Origin of the sequence: Cobetia amphilecti (genome assembly GCF_020217465.1) — a bacterium.
Classification (GTDB): Bacteria; Pseudomonadota; Gammaproteobacteria; order Pseudomonadales; family Halomonadaceae; genus Cobetia; species Cobetia amphilecti.
The window spans coordinates 3,536,834-3,557,902 of the sequence record NZ_CP084115.1 but is presented as its reverse complement, the minus strand read 5'-3'; the positions used below and the strand labels follow the sequence as shown (position 1 = coordinate 3,557,902).

Sequence of the window (21,069 nt, the reverse complement as noted above, 5' to 3'; positions counted from 1 at the left end):
GTTGTCAGGGACACGACGTCGCGGGGATGCTGATCGGGGCCTCGGGTTGCTAGACTGGCGGCTTCATACGCCTCAGGGAGAACTCACAAGGTGAGTGCCACCGATACCTCGGCCAGGCTGGTGTCCGGCTTACGCCCCACCGGACACCTGCAACTCGGACACTATCAATCAGTGATCCGGCGCTGGACCGAGCTGCAATACCATCACGATGCCTATTTTCTGGTCGCCGACTGGAACGCGCTGGCGGTCAGCGGTCACGCGCCTCACGAGATCGAGCAATACAGCTGGGCGATGGTGATCGACTGTCTCGCCTGTGGGGTCAACCCCAAGGTCGCTACCCTGTTCATCCAGTCGTGGGTGCCGGAGCTGACCGACGTGCACATGATCCTGGCCAGCGTCACGCCCAAGGCCTGGCTGGAGCGTCTGCCCAGCTACCGCGAGATGGTCGCCGGGCTCGGTGAGCAGCAGGGCGCCAGTCTGGCCATGCTCGGTGCACCCCTGATGCAGGCGGCCGACATTCTGGCGCTGCGGGGGCAGGTGGTGCCCGCCGGCCCCGAGCAGCGTGCGCATATCGAGTTCACCCGTGAGGTCGCCCGGCGCTTCAATCATCGCTATGGCCGCGATGCCGGCTTCGAGGAACAGGCCGAACGCGCCATCGCGCGCCTGGGCAAGAAGAGCGGCCGCCTGTATCGCGAATGGTTGAGCGACTATCAGGAAGAGGGCGATCTCGAGGCCTTCGAGCGTGCGCGCGGCCTGCTGGCCGAGACCAGCAAGCTCAACCGCAACCAGCAGGAGCGCCTGCTCGGCTATCTGGAAGGTGGCGGGCGGCGCATCCTCGGCGAGCCGGAACACTGGCAGGGTGAGGTCGAGCCGCTGCTGGGCATGGAGCTCAAGACGCACAAGGCCGCACGGGAAGACGCCATCTTCCTGCGCAGCGGGCGCGACGATATCGCGGCCTGCGTGCGCGAGATGCCCACCGACCCTGCGCGCGTGCGTCGCAAGGACCCCGGCGACCCGCAGCGCTGCCCGCTGTGGACGCTGCACGAAAGTTTCACGCCCGCTTCGGACCGCCAGTGGGCGGAGGAGGGCTGCCGTGATGCCAGCATCGGCTGCCTGGACTGCAAGGGCTGTCTGATCGAGCATGTCGACGCGGCGCTGACGCCGATTCGTGAGCGTGCCGAGGCGTTGGAAGGGGAGCATGGCAAGGTGCGCACCATGATGACAGAAGGGGCCGAGCGGGCCCGCGACACCGTGCGCGACACCCTGGATGAGCTGCGGCGCGTGATCGGCCTGACCTATCGCTAGAGGCGGGCGGCGCCGAGCGCGGCCCCGGCGTATCACCGGCGGCGTAAAGACTTGGGGGATGGGGCGCGAGCCGCTAGAATGCCCGTCCCCCAGACCCACCTTCACCCGCCTCCTGCAGGAGATGTCATGAGCGACCTGCTCGATGGCGCCAGTTTTGCCCTCACCGATGGGCATCAGCCCGCACCTCTCGTCACGCCCCCGACGGCGTCGTCGACGGTACTGGCGCGCGTCAACGACACCGCGCTCACCGAGATGCCGCAGGATCTGTACATCCCGCCGGAGGCGCTGCGTGTCTTTCTCGAGACCTTCGAGGGGCCGCTGGATCTGCTGCTCTACCTCATCCGTCGCCAGAATCTCGATATCCTCGCCATCAATGTCGCGGCCATCACCCATCAGTACATCGAGTATGTCGAGCTGATGCACGCCATGCAGATCGATCTGGCCGGTGAATACCTGCTGATGGCCGCGATGCTGGCGGAGATCAAGTCGCGCAGCCTGCTGCCGCGTCAGCCCAAGGCGAGTGATGACGACGAGGAAGAGGATCCGCGCGCCGAGCTGATTCGCCGCCTGCAGGAATACGAGCAGACCAAGCTGGCCGCCGAAGGGCTGGATGAGATGCCGCGTCAGGGCCGCGACTGGTTCGTGGCCACGGCAGACCTGCCCGAACTCGAGACGCGGGTGGTGCACCCTGATGTCGACCTGTCGGAATTGCTCGGCGCGTTGTCCGGCCTCTTGCGTCAGGCGGACCTCGTCCAGGCGCACACCATCTCGCGTGAGGTGATGTCGACTCGCGAGCGCATGCTGGCGATCATGAATCTGTTGACCCATGAGCACTTCATGCCCTTCGAGAAGCTGTTCACGCTCGAGGAAGGGCGTGCCGGGGTAGTGGTCAGTTTCATGGCGATTCTGGAGCTGGCCAAGGAGTCGATGATCGAGATCGTCCAGAATGCGCCGCTGTCACCGATTCACGTGCGCGCCCGCACGCCGGAACCGGACCCCGAGGATGACGGGGACTGGCTGGCGCTGGAATTCGCCGACGAAGAAGAGGTGGCGGCCGATCAGGGGGCGTTCGATGACGCAGCGTCCGATGACGCAGCGTCCGATGATGCGCAGACGTCACCCTCCTTACCCCCATCCGACGAGCAGGAGAACGCGGCGTCATGAGTTTGCGCGATGTCCCGCTGGACCAGATCATCGAAGCGGCCCTGCTGGCCGCCGGCGAGCCGCTGACGCTTGAGCGCCTGGCCGGTCTGTTCGATGAGTATTCAAGCCCGACCAGGCCTGCGCTGCGCGAGGCGTTGGGCAAGCTGGAAGCGCGTCACCCGGCCGACAAGAGCGCGCTGGAGCTGATCGAGACCGCCAGTGGCTGGCGGCTGCGCGTTCGCCAGCAGTATTCCCCCTGGGTATCGCGGCTGTGGGAAGAGCGCCCGCAACGTTATTCACGCGCCTTGCTGGAGACCCTGGCGCTGGTGGCCTATCGTCAACCGGTGACCCGCGGCGATATCGAGCAGGTGCGTGGCGTGACGGTCAGCTCCTCGATCATGCGTACCCTGGTCGAGCGCGGCTGGGTGAGAGTGGTCGGCCACCGTGATGTGCCGGGGCGTCCGGCGGTCTTCGCCACCACGCGTCAGTTCCTCGATGACTTCGGGCTCAAGACGCTGGAAGAGCTGCCGCCGGTGCATGAACTGAAAGGCTTCGAAGGACTCGAACAGCTCGAGGCAGACCTGTATGATGTGCCGCCCTCTCAGACCTTGCCGCTGCCGGATGACCCGGACGGCGAGACGGAGGAGGCACCGGCAGACGGCGCTGATGCGGGGGCTGATCCAGAGCATGAGACAGCGCCTGAGTCAGCACCTGACGCAGAGACTGGGGGAAAGACTGAGTCAGGCGCTGAGACAGGGCTTGAGTCAGATCTTGAGACAGGTCTTGAGACCGACACTGGCACCCCGGTGCCCGACGACTGGCAACCGCCGGACGTCACCGCCGAGCAGCTGGAAGAGGCGCTGAAGATGCGCGCACTCGATACCTCCGGCGCCTCGGCTGACACACCGAACACAGCAGCACCCTCCGCCTCACAGGCGGAAAATGACCACGCCGGGATGGCGTCCACCGGCTCGGGGGTCGACTTCGCCACACTCGAAGCGCGCCTCAGCCAACGTTTGCGCGGTGCAGACGAGGATGACGACGCTGCCGATGCGCAGCCGCACGACTCCTCCGCTGCCGGGACCGTCGATGATGACGACCCTGCGTAGGCGAAACTCCTATAGATGAAATGGTTCATGTCATGAGCAAGACAGACTCTGATAAGCGCAAGACCTCTCGCCCCGGCAGCAGCCAGGCAGGCAACAAGCACGCCGGTGGCAAGGCCGTGACCGGCAAGGCCTTCGCGGACAAGAATGTCACGGACAAGCGCGCGGCGGATTCTGCCGACAAGCGTGGCGAGCAGGCCCGCCCGACCCGTGATACCGGCAAGTCCACGCGCGGCAGCAAGGCCAATGTCGGCAAGAAGCCGGCCGCCGCCGACGCGCCGGAACTGCGTCCGCTGCCGCCGCAGGCCAAGGGCGACAAGCTGGTCGAGGACGAGAAACTGCAGAAGGTGCTGGCGCGCTCCGGTCTCGGCTCCCGCCGTGAGATGGAAGTCGCCATCAGCGCCGGTCGCGTCAAGGTCAACGGCAAGGTCGCCCAGCTGGGTGATCGCGTTGGCCCGCGTGACCAGGTCAGCCTCGATGATCGCCCGCAGAGCCTGAAGGGCGCGGAAGAGACGGCGCGTCGCGTCATCATGTACAACAAGCCGGAAGGCGAGCTGTGCACGCGCAAGGACCCGGAAGGCCGCCGCACCGTCTTCGAGCGTCTGCCGCGTCTGAAGGGCGAGCGTTGGATCGCGATCGGTCGTCTCGACATCAACACCAGCGGTCTGTTGCTGTTCACCACCGACGGTGAGCTGGCCAACCGCCTGATGCACCCGTCGACCCAGATCGAGCGTGAGTACGCCGTGCGTGTCATGGGCGAGGTCAAGCGCGAGCACGTCGTCAACATGGTCAATGGCGTGATGCTCGAAGATGGCCCGGCACGTTTCACCGATGTGCAGGAATTCGGTGGCGAAGGCATCAACAGCTGGTTCCACGTCGTGATCATGGAAGGCCGCAACCGTGAGGTTCGTCGTCTGTGGGACTCCCAGGGCCTGACCGTCAGCCGTCTGAAGCGCGTGCGCTACGGCAACATCTTCCTCGACAAGCGCGCTCGCGCCGGTGAGTGGGTGGAGATGGAGCAGAGCGAGATCGATGAACTGTCCACGCTGGCAGGTCTCGAGCATCGCAAGGCGCCGGCCCTGACGCCGGACGAGCAGAATCGCTGGAGCCGCGACAAGCAGAAGCGTCGTCCGGTGCGCGCCATGAAGAAGCCGCCGCAGCGTACGCGCAAGCCGCGCTGATGGCGCAGTCGGTGAGGGCGGCGATGCGCCGTCATTCACTGACATGGCATAAGCTCGTGGACATGCCACAAGCTCGTGCGACCTAAGTGGTAACCCGCAAGCCCGCGCCCATCGCGGGCTTGCGTGTATCTGGCACAGGGGCTGGCCGCGCGCTGGCGCGGGCGTTTCGCGAGGTGCCAGCGGACAAGCTGGTCATTTACTTGAAGTTTTTTTGCAAAAGGCTTGCGTCGAAACGGGATCGGCGGTATCTTACGTCCCGCTTCGCAAGGGTCGTTAGCTCAGTGGTAGAGCAGTTGGCTTTTAACCAATTGGTCGAAGGTTCGAATCCCTCACGACCCACCATTCTCTGGAATGGTCTCTTGCAAAGCACCCGGCGGCGGGTCGTTAGCTCAGTGGTAGAGCAGTTGGCTTTTAACCAATTGGTCGAAGGTTCGAATCCCTCACGACCCACCATCCGCCACCCAGTTTTGGGTCGTTAGCTCAGTGGTAGAGCAGTTGGCTTTTAACCAATTGGTCGAAGGTTCGAATCCCTCACGACCCACCATCCGCCACCCAGTTTTGGGTCGTTAGCTCAGTGGTAGAGCAGTTGGCTTTTAACCAATTGGTCGAAGGTTCGAATCCCTCACGACCCACCAGATCTTGCCCCGTGCCTTCATTGGCGCGGGGCAATTTTTGTTACGCGAAAGGAAAGAGTCCGTTGCCCCCAAGTCGACTGGAGCCGCGATCGCGCCAGGCGTATCCTTGTGGGCGAGCCAAGGCTCATGTCCGCCCAGTGCGGACGACGCTGCGGGCGATAGACGCCCAAGGCACACGCCGCAGTCTGGGGAGCCCAGCTGCAGCGCTGGCAGGGCCGCCACGGGCCGTTCGTGCCCGGGCCGAGTCCTGACCCACTCAGCACAGGGGGAGCCCCTGTGGGCTAGGTGAGAGACACATGAACAGCCTGACTAATGCCATGCCGGGTCGTGAGGCCCACAATGCCGTCCGTGAGCAGGTGCGCGAGCATCTGGCCCGCGCTTACTGCCCGACACGCCCCGCCGCCGAGGATGCCGCGCTGATCGACGAGATCAAGCAGCTGCTCATCGAGCGTGATGCCGCACTGGTCGCGCATTACTACTGTGACGACGCCATCCAGCAGCTGGCCGAGGAAACCGGCGGCTGCGTCGCCGACTCGCTCGAGATGGCACGTTTCGGTGCCCGCCATGACGCCTCGACACTGATCGTCGCCGGGGTGCGCTTCATGGGCGAGACTTCCAAGATCCTGTCGCCGGAGAAGCGTGTGCTGATGCCGACGCTGGAGGCGACCTGCTCGCTGGACCTCGGCTGCCCGGAAGACGAGTTCGCGGCCTTCTGTGATGCTCATCCCGACCGCACCGTGGTGGTGTACGCCAATACCTCGGCGGCCGTGAAGGCGCGTGCCGACTGGGTGGTGACCTCCTCGATCGCCGTCGATGTCATCGAGCACCTGCACGCCCGGGGCGAGAAGCTGATCTGGGCGCCGGACAAGCATCTGGGCGCCTACGTGCAGAAGCAGACCGGTGCCGACATGCTGCTGTGGGACGGTGCCTGCATCGTCCACGACGAGTTCCGCGCCCAGGGCATCAGTGACCTGCTCAAGGTCTACCCGGACGCCGCGGTGCTGGTGCACCCGGAATCACCGCAGTCGGTGGTTGAACTGGCCGATGTGGTCGGTTCCACCTCGCAGCTGATCAAGGCTGCCGTCGAGCTCGACAATCAGCAGCTGATCGTCGCGACCGATCGTGGCATCTTCTTCAAGATGCAGCAGGCCGCGCCGCACAAGCAGCTGTACGAGGCGCCGACTGCCGGCAATGGCGCGACCTGCAAGAGCTGTGCGCACTGCCCGTGGATGGCGATGAACGGCCTGGAGAATCTGGCCGCCGTGCTGCGTCGCGATCCGGCGGAAGCCAATGCCGAGGAAGTCTTCGTCGATGATGACCTGCGTGAGCGCGCCCTGAAGCCGTTGACGCGGATGCTGGAATTCAATCGCGGCTGAGCGCTGACGCTGATCGCCACCGATTGCTGCCTGCATGAACAAAGCCGCCGCTCCCGATTCCCCGGGGCGGCGGTTTTTGTTTGCCTGGTGCTGCGAGCGGGGGCTGCCTCAGAACTCCTCGATGGCGTTGCGATAGCGCTTGAAGTCTTCCCGGCGTGAACTGATACGGTTGGCCATGCTGAAGTCGCCGTTCTTGCGCGCGGCCTCGTCGGCCAGCTTGAGCTGAGCGAAGGCCTTGTCCATGCGGCCCTCCAGCTGGTCGAATTCGGCGCGATACAGGAAGGCCTCGGCGGTGTGGCCGCTGCGCCCACTGGCTTCGGAGGCCAGGCTCCAGACCTTGGGGTCATCGGGATGGTCGCGGCGCATATCCTCCAGCTGCTGGCGCGCGGCGGCGGGGTCCTGTTGCAGCGCGACTTCCGCCATGGCCAGTCGGGTCGGCAGGTAGTCGGGTTGCAGGCGCAGCAGGCGTCTGGCGCGGCGGGTCGCCTCCTCATAACGCCGGGCATCCCGCGCGACCTCGACCGCACTGGCGCTGATCAGGGTCAGGTCAGGATGCTTGTCATGCAGGCGGTCCAGCGCGGCCAGCGCCTTGTCGACCTGGTTGTGCTCCGCCGCGGCCAGCGCCTGATAGTAGGCAATCGCGTCGGGGCCGGGGTTGTCTTCGCGCAGTGTCGTCAGCCCCTGCTCGGGCTGGCGCAGATTGAGCGCCAGCAAGGCGCGGGCACGGATCATCGCGTAGGCGAGCTGCGCGAGCGGGTCGGGAGTCACCTTCTGCATGGCGTCGGCACGCGCCTGGGTGTCGCCGATACGCGCCTCGGTCACCGGGTGCGTGAGCAGAAATTCCGGTGCATTGCCGCCCTGCAGGCTGGCCATGCGTTGCATGGCGCGGAACATGCGCGGCATGGCTTCGGGGTCGAAGCCGGCGCGTGACAGTGCATCGATGCCGACGCGGTCGGCCTCCTGCTCGAAGCGACGCGAATAGGCCAGCTGATCGGAAATGGCAGCGGCCTGGGTGCCGGCCATGGTCGCGATGCCCGCTGAACCGCCTCCACCCGCCGCGATCACCATGCCGGCGAGGAAGCCGGCCAGCGTCGGCAGGCGTGTCTCGGCCTGGCGCTCCATGTTGCGCGCGAAGTGATGCTGGGAGAGGTGGCCCAGTTCGTGGGCGAGCACCGAGGCGAAGGCGTCGCGGTCCGGCGCGAAGGCGAACAGGCCCGTATTGACGCCGACCACGCCGCCGGGCACGGCGAAGGCATTCAGCTGGCTGCTGGCGACCAGCGTGATGATGAAATTGCGGTCATCCAGCTCGCTCCACGGCGCCAGTTGACGCACGATGCTACCGATCCAGTCCAGAGTGATGGGATCATCCCATTCACGCACATGGGCGCGGAACTGACGCAGCCAGGCGCGACCGATACGATATTCATCGTTGCTGGAGATGCCGCCACTCGCACTCCCCAGGTCAGGCAGTCCATAGTCGTTGTGGGATGCGGCCGGCGCACTGGCGACCGGCGCGCCCATCAGCAACAGGCCGAGCAGGGCGCTCGACAGGGTGGCAAGCCCGCGGCGTCCGATGCGAACGCGTCCGCTCAAGGGGGGCAGCAACGACATGCAGGCAATCCTCTTCGATATGGCGCAAGGTGCGGTCGGCTCGCCCGATTGCCGGGCGCCGCACTGGCGTTGACGGCCCTGCGTGAGTCCGGGCAAGACGCAGCCGCGCAGGGCGGAAAGTTGCTTTGTCAGGCAAGGTGCCCTTAAATCGGGGCGTTTTCAAGCTGCACCCTCCATGGCGTGCGGCAGAACATCATAACGAGAACGGAAGGGCAGATGGCATTCGAACGACCTGGCGCTGAGACTGCGAATCCGATGGCTGACTCCACGGCCGATACTCACCTGCAGACGCTGGATGCGCGCGGCCTGCACTGTCCGTTGCCGCTGCTGCGCACCAAGCTCAAACTGGCTGGCATGAGTGCCGGCGAGCAACTCGAGGTCCTCGCCAGCGACGCCGGCGCCTGGGGCGACATCCCTGCCTATCTGGCGCTGAGCGATCACGCGCTGGTCTCGCGTGAAGAGACGCCAGAGGGCGATTATCGCTTCGTGATCAAGGCGCTGTGCGAGGAAGATCCGTCATGACCATGAAGACGTTGTTGCGTGGCTGGATCGAGCGCTATTTCTCCGACGAAGAAGCGGTGGTGCTGTTTCTGGTGCTGGTGCTGGTGTTCGCCGCCGTCATTCTGCTCGGCAGCATGCTGGCGCCGTTCTTCACCGCCCTGATCGTCGCCTTCCTGCTGCAGAGCGGCGTGAGCTGGATGGAGCGCCGTGGCCTGCCGCGCCTGGCGGCGGTCAGCCTGATGACGCTGGTGTTCATGGGCATCATGCTGGCCAGTGCGCTGATCCTGCTGCCGCTGGTCTGGCATCAGCTGGCCAACCTGATCCAGGAGATTCCCGGCATGTTCGCCTCCGGGCAGCGCTGGCTGGGCGAGTTGCAGGAGCGCTTCCCCGGCCTGATCACGCCGGAGCAGGTCCAGCAGTGGGTCGGCGCCGCCGGGCGAGAGCTGACCCAGTTCGGGCAGCGCGCGGTATCGCTGTCGCTGGCGTCGCTGGGCAACCTGATGGGCGTGGTGATCTACCTGGTGCTGGTGCCGATCCTGGTGTTCTTCATGCTCAAGGACCGCGAGCGGTTGGTGGACTTCACGCTGGCGCTGCTGCCACGCAAGCGCCTGCTGATGAGCCGGGTCTGGAACGAGATGGATGACCAGATCGCCAACTTCGTGCGCGGCAAGGTGATCGAGATCGTCATCGTCGGCGGCGTCAGCTACGTCACCTTCGTCGCCTTCGGGCTGCCGTATTCGGCGCTGCTGGCGATCGTGGTCGGCTTCTCGGTGCTGATTCCCTATATCGGCGCGGCAGGGGCAACCTTGCCGGTCGCCGCCGTCGCCGGTTTCCATTACGGGCTGGGCGATACCTTCATGTACGTGATGATCGCCTACGGCATCATCCAGGCGCTGGATGGCAACGTGCTGGTGCCGCTGCTGTTCTCGGAGGCGGTCAATCTGCATCCGGTGGCGATCATCCTCGCGGTGCTGTTCTTCGGCGGCATCTGGGGTTTCTGGGGGGTGTTCTTCGCCATCCCGCTGGCGACCCTGATGAAGTCGCTGCTCTACGCCTGGCCGCGCCGGGCGCGCGCCGAGGAGAATCGGGTCGCGGACAAGAGCGCCTGACCGAAAAAGCCCCGCCAATCGGCGGGGCTTTGTCATGGCTGAGGCGGCTGGCGCGCAGGCGCTCTCTGCTCAGCTGTTTCTCCACGAGCTGCTGTCACGCGGGCTACTGCCACTCGAGCTGCTGCCATTCGAGACTAGCGGTCAGCGTTGAGCTCGCGGGCGGCTTCCAGCACTTCCTCGACATGGCCCTTGACCTTCACGCCACGCCATTCGCGCGCCAGATTGCCATCGGCGTCGATCAGGAAGGTGGAGCGCACCACGCCGAGACTTTCCTTGCCCATGAATTTCTTCATGTGAATGACGTCAAAGATCTTGCACAGGATCTCGTCCGGGTCGCTGATCAGCTCGAACGGGTAGCCCTGCTTTGCCCGGAAGTTCTCGTGGGTGCGCAGGCTGTCGCGGGAAACGCCGAGAATCACGGTGTTGGCCGCTTCGAATTCCTCGAGGTTGTCGCGGAAGTCACCGCCTTCGGTGGTGCAGCCCGGCGTGTGGTCCTTCGGGTAGAAATAGATGACGGCTTGCTTGCCCTTGAGGCTGGCCGGAGTGACTTCGGTGTCACTGGTGGCCTGGGCGGTAAAGTCGGGAATTGGCTGACCGAGGCTGACGCTCATCGTGCTCTCCTGGCGATGACTGACGGCCATGTGGCGGCTGACAGTGCTGAATGATGAAAAAAACCGGCAGTGATGGGCATCGCGCTTGCCCGCTTCTGCGGTGTGTCCTGCATTACACGCAGGGCGTCCTGACTTGTCAAAGACAGGGCAGAACTCTTGTGTTTCACCGTCTTGGCGACCGGCGCCATCGCGCCCATCCACCGTGCATCTGCCCCGCGGACAGGCGAGGGAATCCACCGCTTTGCACAACCGGTGCAGATGGCGTCTGTACAGGCTTCGATGGTCTTTGTAACATCATCACCCTTGACGCGACTCGCGTGTCGGCGTGCCCACGCAATCAGAGTCCTGCGTCAACCAATTTATGTCAGATGTCTGTCCCCGAGATCCGTTGTTTCAACAGCGCAGGGACACGCCTGGCGCATCAGGCACCAGAGGAGAATTCGAGGGATGATCACAGGTAGCATTGTCGCACTGGCGACCCCGATGAAGGCCACCGGCGAGATCGACTGGGACGCCCTGCGCCAGCTGGTCGCCTTCCACCTCGAAAATGGCACCGATGCCATCGTCGCCGCCGGCACCACCGGCGAACCGACCACCATGTCCTTCGCGGAGCACTTCGATGTCATCCGCTGTGTGGTCGAGACGGTTGCCGGCAAGATTCCGGTCATCGCCGGCACGGGCGCCAACGCCACCTCCGAAGCGGTCGAGCTGGCTCGCTACGCCAAGGAAGTCGGTGCGGATTACTGCCTCTCCGTGGCGCCGTACTACAACAAGCCGACCCAGGAAGGGCTCTACCAGCACTTCAAGGCCGTCGCCGAGCAGGCCGGTATCCCGGTCATTCTCTACAACGTGCCGGGTCGTACCTGCTCCGATATCTACAACGAGACGGTCTTCCGTCTCGCCGAGCTCGACAACATCGTCGGCCTCAAGGATGCCACCGGCAACCTGGAGCGCGGTCAGGAACTGATCGACCGCCTCAAGGGCACTGACTTCGCGCTCTACTCCGGCGATGACCCCACGGCCTGCGACTTCATCCTGATGGGCGGCCACGGCGATATCTCCGTGACGGCCAACGTCGCGCCGCGCCTGATGCACGAGATGTGTGAAGCCGCCGTGGCCGGCGATGCCGAGCGCGCTCACCAGATCAACACGCGCCTGATGCCGCTGCACTCCGCGATGGGCGTCGAGTCCAACCCGATCCCGGTCAAGTTCGCCATGCATCGCATGGGCCTGTCGCCGGAATCCGGCGTGCGTCTGCCGCTGACCTGGCTGTCCGAGCAGTACCACTCCACGGTCGAGGAAGCACTGCAACTGGCCGAGGTGCTCAACTGATGAGTCAGCGTTTCGTGCCACTGGCCCTGCTGACGGCGCTCGCGGTCGCAGGCTGTTCCAGTGATGGCTACTACTACGATCGCAACAGCGAGTATGCCGATGCCAGCATCGCGCCGCCGCTGGAGCTGCCGGACACGATCAATCGTGGTGATTACCAGGATTCCATGCCGGTGCCGCAGGCCAGCAGTGACTTCCTGGCCAGCGACGACTTCGAGGCACCGCGTCCCCAGCCGCTGGCGACCAGCGAGCAGGGCGGGCGTGAATTCGTCGCCATGCGTCAGAGTGGCGATGCCCGCTGGCTGGCCGTGAACGCCGCGCCGGCAGCGGTATGGACACGTCTGCAGTCCTTCGTGCGCGACCAGGGCCTGGATGTGCAGAGCATCGATGCCGGCAAGGGCGAGATCACCACGGCCCAGGGCATCATCAGCGTCAGCCAGGGGCTGCGTGCCGATGCCTCCGAAGTGCGTTGTCAGCAGGGCGGCGATGTCGCCGGCAGCTGCCTGAACGCGCTGAGCGGCTATCTGGCCGCGTCTTCCGCCGATAGCGGCGTCTCGCTGGCGGCCCAGTCGCTCAGCCGTGATGACCGCGTGCGCCTGGAAGGCCGCGATGGCACCTGGCAGGTTGATCTGGCGCTGGACACCGAGCGCAGCTGGGCCGAGCTGCTCTATCAGCTGCAGAAGAACTTCAACACCGACTACCAGACGCTGACCGATCAGGACCGCTCGCGTGGCGAGTTCATGGTCGATTACATCCCGCGTGAAGAGCGTGATGGCGGCTGGTTGGGTATCGGCGGCGATGGTGACCCTGTGCCGATGGTACTCAAGCTGCGCGCCGAGAATGACCACACCCTGGTCACGGCGACTCGTGCCGATGGTGAAGAGACCACGCCGGCACTGGCGCGTGAGCTGCTCGACGCTGTGGCGTCGACACTGCGCTGAGCATGTGGCTCGACACGCCTTGCGCCGCCTCATCTGACGACTCGTCGGGTGAGGCGGCTGCGTCGTTTCAGATCCCCCTCCCGGTGGAAGGCAGTGGGGCGCTGGCGGCTGGCCTGACGGCCGCCCGTGGGCCGAGTGACGACGCCCAGGGCGTGATGGCGATGGCTTCGCTGGGCAGCGGCAGCAAGGGCAACGGCACGCTGATCCGCACCCGCGAGGCACTGGTGCTGGTCGATTGCGGCTTCACCCTCAAGGAGACCGAGGCCCGCCTGGCGCGCCTCGGCGTGCATCCCTCGCAGCTGGACGCCGTGCTGGTCACGCATGAACATGGTGATCACCTGAGCGGCGTGGGGCCGCTGGCGCGTCGCCATGGTGTGCCGGTGCATCTGACCACCGGCACCTGGCTTGCCGGGCGTGCCAAGAAGCTCGGCGCGCTGCCGAGTCGGCATCTGATCACGCCGCAGCAGGAGTTCGCGATCAAGGATCTCGAGATTCTGCCGGTCACGGTGCCCCATGATGCGCGTGAGCCGGTGCAGTTCGTGTTCAACCGGCGCGGTGAGACGGCCACGCGTCGCCTCGGCGTGCTGACCGATCTCGGCCACGTCAGTGAGCATGTGCTGCAGTGCTTTGCCGATTGCGATGCGCTGGTGATGGAGTTCAACCACGATCCGCAGATGCTGGCCAGCGGGCCGTATCCGCCCAGCCTCAAGCGGCGGGTCGGGGGGCGGCTCGGTCACCTGGCCAATGCCCAGGCGTGTGCTGCCTTGCCCTATCTGGGGCTGGCGCGCCTGCAGCGGCTGGTGGCCTCGCACCTGTCGGAGAGCAACAACCATCCGTCATTGGCCCGGGAGGCACTGGCCCCCTGGCTTGCGGATGACGATAGTCGCCTGATCATCGCCGCGCAGGACAGCGGCTTTGGCTGGCAGGCCATCGCCTGATATTCATGACGCCCGGTCGCTTCGCGATCGGGCGTTTGTGATTCTGGATGAGCTGACCAGATGGACAGCTCTCGAATCACGCCATACACCAACGCCACAGTCCTTCTCGACTGGGCGTGACAGACTCAAGCGTGATCGATTCATCGTCGACCGCCTCAACACTCGACGCGTCTAGCGTCATCAGGGGGAATCTCATGGAAAAGCGTGAAGAGCTCTACGCTGGCAAGGCCAAATCCGTCTTCGTCACTGACGACCCGGATCTTCTGCTGCTGGAATTCCGCGACGATACCAGCGCCTTCGACGGCAAGCGCATCGAGCAGCTGGATCGCAAGGGCATGGTCAACAACAAGTTCAATGCCTTCATCATGGAGAAACTCAAGGCGGCCGGTATTCCGACCCACTTCGAGCGTCTGGTCAGCGACAACGAGTGCCTGGTCAAGCGTCTCGACATGATGGCAGTGGAGTGCGTGGTGCGTAACATCTCCGCCGGCTCACTGGTGCGTCGTCTGGGTGTCGAGGAAGGCATCGAGCTCAATCCGCCGACTTTCGAGCTGTTCCTCAAGAACGACGAGAAGGGCGACCCGATGATCAACGAGTCGCTGGTCGAGACCTTCGGCTGGGCAGAGCCCAAGCACCTGGCGCGCGCCAAGGAACTGACCTTCCAGGTCAACGACATCCTCAAACAGCTGTTCCTAGATGGCGGCATCCTGCTGGTCGACTACAAGCTCGAGTTCGGCGTCTTCAATGGTGAAGTCGTGCTGGGTGACGAATTCTCGCCGGACGGCTGCCGTCTGTGGGATGCCGAGACGCGCGAGAAGCTCGACAAGGACCGCTTCCGTCAGGGCCTGGGCGGCGTGATCGAAGCCTACGAGGAAGTCGGTCGCCGTATCGGTATCGATTTCTCGGCCTGAGCTTGAATCTGGGGCTAAATCTGAGGTGATGCACTGACGCTCTGACGTCACTGACAGCGCATCAAGGAACGGCCCCCTGCCAGTGGCAGGGGGCCGTTCCTGTTTGGCAGGCGCCATGTGTCTGGCCGGGAATGTAGCTGTGAGGAAAGAGGCGTGGCGCTTCAGGAGGCGCGCAGGCTGGCCAGGTCGATCACCTGACGGGCGACAGCCGAGAGGGCGTGGTCCTGGCCTTCGTCATCCAGGCTGCCATCCTCGTGGAAGGCGCTGGCGGCACGCGAGACCGCGATCTGCTGTGGCGCGACCAGCATGCCGAGATTGTTCAGGTACAGGCGCACGAAGGGCAACGCCCGCATGCCGCCCATGGCACCTGGTGAGGCCGAAACGATGCCGACCGGCATGCCGCGCAGGGCGTCCATGCCGCTCTGGCCATCCGCCGCCGGGCGTGACAGCCAGTCGAAGGTGTTCTTGAGCAGCGGGCTGAAGAAGCCGTTGTATTCCGGCGTCGCCAGCAGCAGCCCCTGATGGCTGGCCAGCATCTCCTGCAGGCGGTCGGCGCTGGCGGGACGGCCATTGGCCTCTTCGCTGTCGCCATCGTAGAGCGGCATCGGGAAGTCGTTGAGATCGAGCAGACTGACCTCGGCACCTTCCTGCCGGGCGTGGTGTGCCAGGCGCTCGATCAGGCGTCGATTGACGGAGGCCTTGCGGGTACTGGCGGCAAAGGCAAGCAGACGGATACTCATGCGGCGGACTCCCGGTGAAACGAGTGGAGATGAAGGAACGCACGCCCAGTATGGTCAGGTCTCGTGACGGTTTGCCAATCCAATCTGGCATTGTCTTGATCTGGCGCGCGCAATCCTTCGATCCGCTTCATGCACGGCGTTGACCCCCACTGGAAAAGGCGCTGCCCTGGCTCGCGCAGGGGTTTGATCAGACGGCCACGATGGCCGCGACCTCCATCGTCAAGGAGCCATCGGGTTGCGTGCGGCCCGTGAAGCGCACATCCACGTCCACCAGCCGTACGCCATACTGGCGCTTGCCATCGGCGGGCCTGGTGGCGTGATAGGCGGGGCGCGGGTCCTGGGCGAGCACTTCCTCGATCAGTGCGCGCAGCGTGGCGCTGTCGGCCCGGGTCGCCAGTGTCTGCTCGGCCTCTGCGCTGAAGACAACGGCGTGGCGCGGCGGTGGCGCAGGCGCATAGCCGGCACGCGCCTCGGGCACGGCATCGACCCACGGCAGATACGGCTTGATGTCCATCACCGGCGTGCCATCGAGCAGGTCATGGCCGCGCAGCAGCAGGCGCACGCCGTTGCGCTTGCCCGACTGCCCGCCATCCGGCGTGGCGTTGGCCGCCGTCTCGACGCCTGCCAGTTCGACCACCGACTGCCCCAGTCGGTTGGGGCGGTGGGTGCTGCGCGAGGCGAAGACACCGGTGCGCGCGTTGCCTCCCAGGCGCGGCGGGCGGATCAAGGGCGTCCAGCGTGTGGGGCTGGCGTGGAACAGGAAGTGGATCCACAGATGGCTGAAGCCCTCGATGTCGCGCACGCAGTCCGGGTCATCGAAGGGCGGCAGCAGGTGCAGGATGGCGGTGGCGTGGCGCGCCAGCCCCGGCTGGCGGGGAATGCCGAACTTGTCCGGGTAGCAGCTTTCGATGATGCCCACCGGCTGCATGGCCTGTTGTCCCAGCGCCGCGGCCTGCTCACGCAGATGAGGGGGCAGCAGCGGCAGGCGCCTGGCCAGTGCGGCATCGTTCATCGGGCGCTCGGCCGTGTCGGCGGTCGGGTGGGGGCTGGCGGGCTGATCGGAAGAGGACATGGCAAGACCGTGGCAGAGGCTGAAGTGATGATGGCGCAGAATGTCGTGTGACATTCCAGGCCGCCATGATGCCATGCCCGTCGTCGCACGGCATGACTGGTCTCACTGGGTCGGCTTGTGTAGTCTGCCGCGAGAGCAGCGCCGCGTGGCGCTGAATCGTGATGCTGGCGACGGGGCGTGAATGCCCCGCGCGACTCTTGAGGGCAACTTTGATCATGTCAGACCCTATCGCCATTGCTGCTGTCGACAGCCTGCCGTCGACACTGGACCTCGACCGCCTTGCACTGGCGAGCCAACAGTTGATCGAGGCCGGCCAGGCGCTGGACGCTGCCGGGCAGGTACCGGCCACCGGTGGCAACTTCTCCAGTCGTCTCAGTGATCGCCTGATGGCGGTCACCGCCTCGGGCTGCCACAAGGGCCGCCTGACCAGTGGCGACATTCTGGTCAGCGATTTTGCCGTCAGGCTGCAGGGCACTTCCCGCAAGGCCTCTGACGAGGCGCGCCTGCATGGCCAGCTCTACGAAGACCTGCCCCACGCACAGGCGATTCTGCATACCCACTCCAGGGCCGCCACCGTGCTGTCGCTGTGCCATGAGGACGACACCCTGAGCCTGGAGGGTTTCGAGCTCAACAAGGCGCTGGAAGGCGTCAAGAGTCATGAGACGGCGGTACGTCTGGCCGTCTTCGACAATACTCAGGATATCGAGGCGCTGGCGCTGGACGTACGCGCCCGCCTGGCCGCCGATGCCGGTCTGCACGGCTACCTGATCCGCGGCCATGGCCTCTACACCTGGGCCAGCAGCATGACGGCCTGTCGCCGCCATGTCGAAGCGCTCGATTTCCTGATGGGTTGTGAACTGGAACTGAGGAGACAGCGATGAGCTTTCTGGCCATCTACGCCGAGCAGGACGCCTCGCGTCCGCAGTTGATCACCAATGATGGCGCGCAGATCGCCAGCGAACTCGAGGCCGAAGGCATTCGCTTCGAGCGCTGGACGGCGGGCTGCGAGATGAGTGATCCCACCGACCAGACCCAGGTGCTGGCGGCCTACGCCGACGATGTCGCGCGTCTCAAGTCCGAGAACGGCTTCGTCACCGCCGACGTGATCGGCCTGACGCCGGATCATCCGGACCGCGACGCCCTGCGCGGCAAGTTCCTCGATGAGCACCGCCACGCGGAGCATGAGGTGCGCTTCTTCGTGCGCGGCAGCGGCATCTTCTACCTGCATCTGGGCGAGCGCGTGCTGGCGGTCGGTTGCGAGAAGGATGACCTGATCGCCGTACCGGCCGGCACGCCGCACTGGTTCGACATGGGGCCGACGCCGGACTTCACCGCCATCCGCCTGTTCACCAATCCGGAAGGCTGGATCGCCAACTTCACCGACAATGACATCGCTGCCCGCTTCCCGCGTCATGAAGCGCTGGCCGAGCACTTTACTCAGACCGCAGCCCCGCATTCCCAGGAGTCCGCATGATTCGCGCCATCGTCACCGACATCGAGGGCACGACCGGCTCGATTCGCTTCGTGCATCAGGTGCTGTTCCCCTATGCGCGCGCCAACCTGGGCGATTTCGTGCGCGCCAATGCCGAGCGTGAGGACGTCGCCGAGCAGCTGGCCGCCACCCGCGAGCTGGCCGAGGCGCCCGCGGCCGATCTCGAGGCCGTGATCGCCATTCTGGAAGGCTGGATCGACGCCGACCGCAAGGCCACGCCGCTCAAGGCACTGCAGGGCATGGTCTGGGCACAGGGCTACGCGGACGGTGACTTCACCGGCCATGTCTACCCCGATGCCGTGAAGGGATTGCGTGACTGGAAGGAACGCGGACTGTCCTTGTATGTCTACTCTTCAGGCTCCATCCAGGCCCAGAAGCTGCTGTTCGGGCATTCCGATGTCGGCGATCTGACTCCGCTGTTTGCCGGCTACTTCGACACCACCACGGGCCCCAAGCAGGAAGCCGAGAGCTATCGCCGCATCGCCGGTCAGCTGGGCATTCCGGGCGCGGAGATCCTGTTCCTGTCGGATGTCGTCGCCGAGCTGGACGCCGCCGCTGCCGCCGGCTTCCATACCTGGCAGCTGGTGCGGGAGCCGGACATGGTCACGGGAGATCACCCCCGGGCCAGCCGCTTCGATGAGGTGTCCTTCAGCGGCTGAACAGGACGCTTCAGTGACAGGTGTCAGCCGTGAGCCTGTCAGGTTTTCCATGAATACATCGTCCTCGTTCGAGGACACAAGGAGGACGAACGATTGCACAGCCAGACCGATAGCCGTGAAGTGGCCAGGGAGCGTGTTCATATCGTGGCGGCGCAGCCGCAGCATGCCGCGGACCAGGCCGAGGTGTTCTACCAGGCCGTCATGCAGGGCGCTGCCGGTCATTATGATCTGGCGCAGCGACAGCAGTGGGCCGCGCGTGTCCCGCGCGACGCCGAACGCTGGGCCGCGCGTCAGCATCGCTTCGAGGTGCTGGTGGCGGAGCGTGATGGCCGCTGCATCGGCTTCTGCGAGTACGCCCCCGAATGGCCGCTGGCGCGCATCGAGATGCTTTACGTCTATCCGAGTCTGATGGGGCAGGGCATCGGCAGCCAGTTGCTGGCGGCGGCCGAGCGCGACCTGCGCGAGCGCAAGGTGCGCGTGATGAGTCTGGAAGCCAGCCTGACGCTGTCGCCGGGCCTGGCCCGCCGTGGCTGGCATAGCCTGGGGCTTGAGCACGTCAAGCGCGATGGCATCTGCCTCAAGCGCGAGCGCTTCGAGAAACGCCTCGACGAGTGACGAGTGCGTCACGGTGATATCGGAAATGAAGACGCCCCCGCCGGTCATCCGGCGGGGGCGTCTTGTGTCTGGCATGGTGTCGCGTCTGGCATGGTGTCAGTCATGCCGCGTGATCAGATCGATCAGGCCATGGTGTCGACGATGCCGCCTTCCACGCGCAGTGCGGCGCCGGTGGTGGCGCTGGCCTGCTCGGAGGCAGCGTAGACACTCATGTTGGCGACTTCCTCGGGGCTTGCCAGGCGCTGCAGGATGGAGGTCGGACGGGCCTGCTTGACGAAGTCGGCCTCGACCTCCTCAAGTGCCTTGCCTTGCTCCTCGGCATTCTGCTTGAGCATCTCGAGCACGCCCTCGGAGCGGGTCGGCCCGGGCAGGATGGCGTTGACCGTCACGCGGGTGCCGGACAGCACCTTGGCGAGCCCGCGCGAGACGGACTGCACCGCCGACTTGGTCATGCCGTAGTGGACCATCTCGCTGGGGATGTTGAGCGCCGATTCGCTGGACAGGAACTGGATGCGGCCCCAGTCGCGCTCCTTCATGCCGCGCGCATAGTGGCGGGACAGGCGTACCGCCGACATCACGTTGACCTGGAAGAACTGCTCCCAGGTGTCGTCGTCGGTGTCGAAGAAATCCTGCGGGGCGAAGATGCCGACATTGTTGATCAGGATGTCAGTGTCCGGCACGGCGTGAATCAGCGTGTCGCAGCCTTCGCGTGTGCCCAGGTCCGCGGCCACGCCCTGTACCTCGCTGCCGGGCGCCTTGTCTCTGAGGCTGGTGACGGCCTCATCGACACGCGCCTGGGTGCGGCCGGTCAAGGTGACGCTGGCGCCTGCGCGGGCAAGCCCGTTGGCGATGGCGAAGCCGATACCGGCAGTGGAACCACTGATGATGGCGCTGCGGCCGCGTAGATCAATCTGCATGCAAACCTCCTTGCAGGGAGCGACGGCGACGAGAGCCCAGGCAGGTGCCTCGAGCCGTGTCGCTTTCGTCATCCGGGTGTGCTCATTGCGTGGCGATGCCTAACGCGCAATGCAAGGGGGAGCGGCGGTGCAGGTCAGATCTTGCGCAGATGCATGTGGCGCAACGCCCCGCCGGGGCCGAGGTCGCGGTCCTCGAGTCGCTGCACCGCATGGCCCTCCAGCAGGTTGTCCAGCGGCACATTGAGGTTGGTCGCCACCAGCCGGGCCAGTGGATTGAGCAGACGACGCAGCCGTCCAGCCGGGCGATTGCCGCGCAGGCCCTTGTCGAGCAACGACAGCTCGCCATCGCTGGCCAGAACGCGCAGCGCTTCATCGAAGGCGCGCTGGGGCTCGGGCACCACGGCGATGATCAGGTGGGCGATGACGACATCGAAATAGCCATCGGGGAAGTCGAGCGCCATGGCGTCGCCCGGCTTGACGTTGGCATCGAAGCCCAGCGTCTCGGCGCGCTCGCGACAGCGGCGCAGCATGGCGGGGGAGGCGTCGATCACCTCGAGTTCGATGTCGCGGGGTAGGAAGGGCAGGTCGAGCCCGGTGCCACCGCCGAGCAGCAGCACGCGGGTGCCCGCCTGGATATCGAGGGTCGCGATGGCATCGCGCCGCGCGGAGCGCAGGATGCGAGCGGCCACACGGTCATAGATCGGCGCGTAGAGACTCCAGCGGCGCGTCTGCCAGCATCCGCCTGATGCCTTGGAGGCTTCAGGCGGATGCTGATGAGGAGATGGCGGGGACATGGGGCGCCTCCCTGGCGGCATGGCAATGTGTCGTGACAGATGGGCCGGCGTCAGCGGCGACCTCTGCAGGACAGGAGCTGGCC

General features: G+C 65.3%; 21 protein-coding genes and 4 tRNA genes. 19 read left to right on the top strand and 6 right to left on the bottom strand.

Annotated elements, in window-relative coordinates; translation table 11 throughout:
* Positions 1–90: 90 nt before the first annotated feature.
* From LCW13_RS14860 to nadA, 9 genes are all read left to right on the top strand, one after another.
* Positions 91–1,305, top strand: coding sequence for a nucleotidyl transferase family protein (locus LCW13_RS14860; protein WP_043336371.1), 1,215 nt, complete (start codon positions 91–93; stop codon positions 1,303–1,305).
* Between the two features lie 126 nt (positions 1,306–1,431).
* Entirely contained in the window at positions 1,432–2,469 is a 1,038-nt protein-coding gene (locus tag LCW13_RS14855) for a segregation and condensation protein A (protein ID WP_225347295.1), read from the top strand.
* Positions 2,466–3,557 (top strand): SMC-Scp complex subunit ScpB, encoded by a 1,092-nt coding sequence (gene scpB / locus LCW13_RS17545; protein ID WP_404813631.1) that lies wholly within the window; start codon positions 2,466–2,468, stop codon positions 3,555–3,557. The genes LCW13_RS14855 and scpB overlap by 4 nt, the downstream gene beginning before the upstream one ends.
* Before the next feature lie 317 nt (positions 3,558–3,874).
* Complete coding sequence (gene rluB, locus LCW13_RS14845; protein ID WP_043336411.1) at positions 3,875–4,735, top strand: 23S rRNA pseudouridine(2605) synthase RluB; 861 nt, start codon at positions 3,875–3,877, stop codon at positions 4,733–4,735.
* A gap of 267 nt (positions 4,736–5,002) precedes the next feature.
* A tRNA-Lys gene (locus LCW13_RS14840) sits at positions 5,003–5,077 on the top strand.
* A gap of 36 nt (positions 5,078–5,113) precedes the next feature.
* Positions 5,114–5,188, top strand: a tRNA-Lys gene (locus LCW13_RS14835).
* 16 nt (positions 5,189–5,204) lie between these two features.
* A tRNA-Lys gene (locus tag LCW13_RS14830) sits at positions 5,205–5,279 on the top strand.
* A 16-nt stretch (positions 5,280–5,295) separates the two neighbouring features.
* Positions 5,296–5,370 (top strand) — tRNA-Lys (locus LCW13_RS14825).
* 317 nt (positions 5,371–5,687) lie between these two features.
* A complete protein-coding gene (nadA, locus tag LCW13_RS14820) occupies positions 5,688–6,746 on the top strand; it encodes a quinolinate synthase NadA (protein WP_043336416.1) in 1,059 nt (352 codons plus the stop codon).
* A gap of 108 nt (positions 6,747–6,854) precedes the next feature.
* Here the strand turns inward: nadA and LCW13_RS14815 are convergent, their stop codons facing one another.
* Entirely contained in the window at positions 6,855–8,357 is a 1,503-nt protein-coding gene (locus LCW13_RS14815) for a M48 family metalloprotease (RefSeq protein ID WP_225347294.1), read from the bottom strand.
* Positions 8,358–8,612: 255 nt separating this feature from the next.
* On the opposite strand from LCW13_RS14815, the gene LCW13_RS14810 reads away from it, so the two are divergent.
* Together LCW13_RS14810 and LCW13_RS14805 are read left to right on the top strand one after the other, a co-directional pair.
* Positions 8,613–8,879, top strand: a complete 267-nt coding sequence (locus tag LCW13_RS14810) for a sulfurtransferase TusA family protein (protein WP_043336423.1) — start codon at positions 8,613–8,615, stop codon at positions 8,877–8,879.
* Positions 8,876–9,967, top strand: coding sequence for an AI-2E family transporter (locus LCW13_RS14805; protein ID WP_043336373.1), 1,092 nt, complete (start codon positions 8,876–8,878; stop codon positions 9,965–9,967). The genes LCW13_RS14810 and LCW13_RS14805 overlap by 4 nt, the downstream gene beginning before the upstream one ends.
* A gap of 134 nt (positions 9,968–10,101) precedes the next feature.
* Here LCW13_RS14805 and LCW13_RS14800 read toward each other — a convergent pair whose 3' ends face one another.
* Positions 10,102–10,578, bottom strand: coding sequence for a peroxiredoxin (locus LCW13_RS14800; protein ID WP_225347293.1), 477 nt, complete (start codon positions 10,576–10,578; stop codon positions 10,102–10,104).
* A gap of 447 nt (positions 10,579–11,025) precedes the next feature.
* On the opposite strand from LCW13_RS14800, the gene dapA reads away from it, so the two are divergent.
* The 4 genes from dapA (at position 11,026) to purC (ending at position 14,697) form a co-directional block, all read left to right on the top strand.
* Complete coding sequence (gene dapA / locus LCW13_RS14795) at positions 11,026–11,910, top strand: 4-hydroxy-tetrahydrodipicolinate synthase (RefSeq protein ID WP_043336386.1); 885 nt, start codon at positions 11,026–11,028, stop codon at positions 11,908–11,910.
* Positions 11,910–12,848 carry a hypothetical protein gene (locus LCW13_RS14790; RefSeq protein ID WP_054556839.1) on the top strand — a complete coding sequence of 313 codons (939 nt, stop codon included), beginning with the start codon at positions 11,910–11,912 and terminating at the stop codon, positions 12,846–12,848. The genes dapA and LCW13_RS14790 overlap by 1 nt, the downstream gene beginning before the upstream one ends.
* 155 nt (positions 12,849–13,003) lie before the next feature.
* Positions 13,004–13,786 (top strand): MBL fold metallo-hydrolase, encoded by a 783-nt coding sequence (locus tag LCW13_RS14785; RefSeq protein WP_043333823.1) that lies wholly within the window; start codon positions 13,004–13,006, stop codon positions 13,784–13,786.
* A gap of 194 nt (positions 13,787–13,980) precedes the next feature.
* On the top strand, positions 13,981–14,697 hold the full coding sequence (purC, locus tag LCW13_RS14780) for a phosphoribosylaminoimidazolesuccinocarboxamide synthase (RefSeq protein WP_225347292.1): 717 nt from the start codon (positions 13,981–13,983) through the stop codon (positions 14,695–14,697).
* A 161-nt stretch (positions 14,698–14,858) separates the two neighbouring features.
* Here the strand turns inward: purC and LCW13_RS14775 are convergent, their stop codons facing one another.
* Positions 14,859–15,437, bottom strand: coding sequence for an NADPH-dependent FMN reductase (locus tag LCW13_RS14775; protein ID WP_225347291.1), 579 nt, complete (start codon positions 15,435–15,437; stop codon positions 14,859–14,861).
* 187 nt (positions 15,438–15,624) lie between these two features.
* Entirely contained in the window at positions 15,625–16,365 is a 741-nt protein-coding gene (gene tsaA / locus LCW13_RS14770) for a tRNA (N6-threonylcarbamoyladenosine(37)-N6)-methyltransferase TrmO (RefSeq protein WP_225348175.1), read from the bottom strand.
* Positions 16,366–16,724: 359 nt separating this feature from the next.
* On the opposite strand from tsaA, the gene LCW13_RS14765 reads away from it, so the two are divergent.
* The 4 genes from LCW13_RS14765 to LCW13_RS14750 all read left to right on the top strand — a co-directional run bounded on the left by LCW13_RS14765 (position 16,725) and on the right by LCW13_RS14750 (position 19,275).
* Complete coding sequence (locus tag LCW13_RS14765) at positions 16,725–17,390, top strand: methylthioribulose 1-phosphate dehydratase (RefSeq protein WP_225347290.1); 666 nt, start codon at positions 16,725–16,727, stop codon at positions 17,388–17,390.
* Positions 17,387–17,983: a 1,2-dihydroxy-3-keto-5-methylthiopentene dioxygenase gene (locus tag LCW13_RS14760; RefSeq protein ID WP_052384566.1), complete on the top strand. Its 597-nt coding sequence runs from the start codon at positions 17,387–17,389 to the stop codon at positions 17,981–17,983. The genes LCW13_RS14765 and LCW13_RS14760 overlap by 4 nt, the downstream gene beginning before the upstream one ends.
* On the top strand, positions 17,980–18,660 hold the full coding sequence (gene mtnC / locus LCW13_RS14755) for an acireductone synthase (protein ID WP_043333776.1): 681 nt from the start codon (positions 17,980–17,982) through the stop codon (positions 18,658–18,660). Before LCW13_RS14760 ends, mtnC begins: the two co-directional genes overlap by 4 nt.
* Before the next feature lie 93 nt (positions 18,661–18,753).
* Complete coding sequence (locus LCW13_RS14750; RefSeq protein WP_052384567.1) at positions 18,754–19,275, top strand: GNAT family N-acetyltransferase; 522 nt, start codon at positions 18,754–18,756, stop codon at positions 19,273–19,275.
* Between the two features lie 122 nt (positions 19,276–19,397).
* Here LCW13_RS14750 and LCW13_RS14745 read toward each other — a convergent pair whose 3' ends face one another.
* Together LCW13_RS14745 and LCW13_RS14740 are read right to left on the bottom strand one after the other, a co-directional pair.
* Positions 19,398–20,192, bottom strand: coding sequence for an SDR family NAD(P)-dependent oxidoreductase (locus tag LCW13_RS14745; RefSeq protein ID WP_225347289.1), 795 nt, complete (start codon positions 20,190–20,192; stop codon positions 19,398–19,400).
* 134 nt (positions 20,193–20,326) lie between these two features.
* Positions 20,327–20,986 (bottom strand): class I SAM-dependent methyltransferase, encoded by a 660-nt coding sequence (locus LCW13_RS14740; RefSeq protein ID WP_225347288.1) that lies wholly within the window; start codon positions 20,984–20,986, stop codon positions 20,327–20,329.
* Positions 20,987–21,069 lie beyond the last annotated feature (83 nt).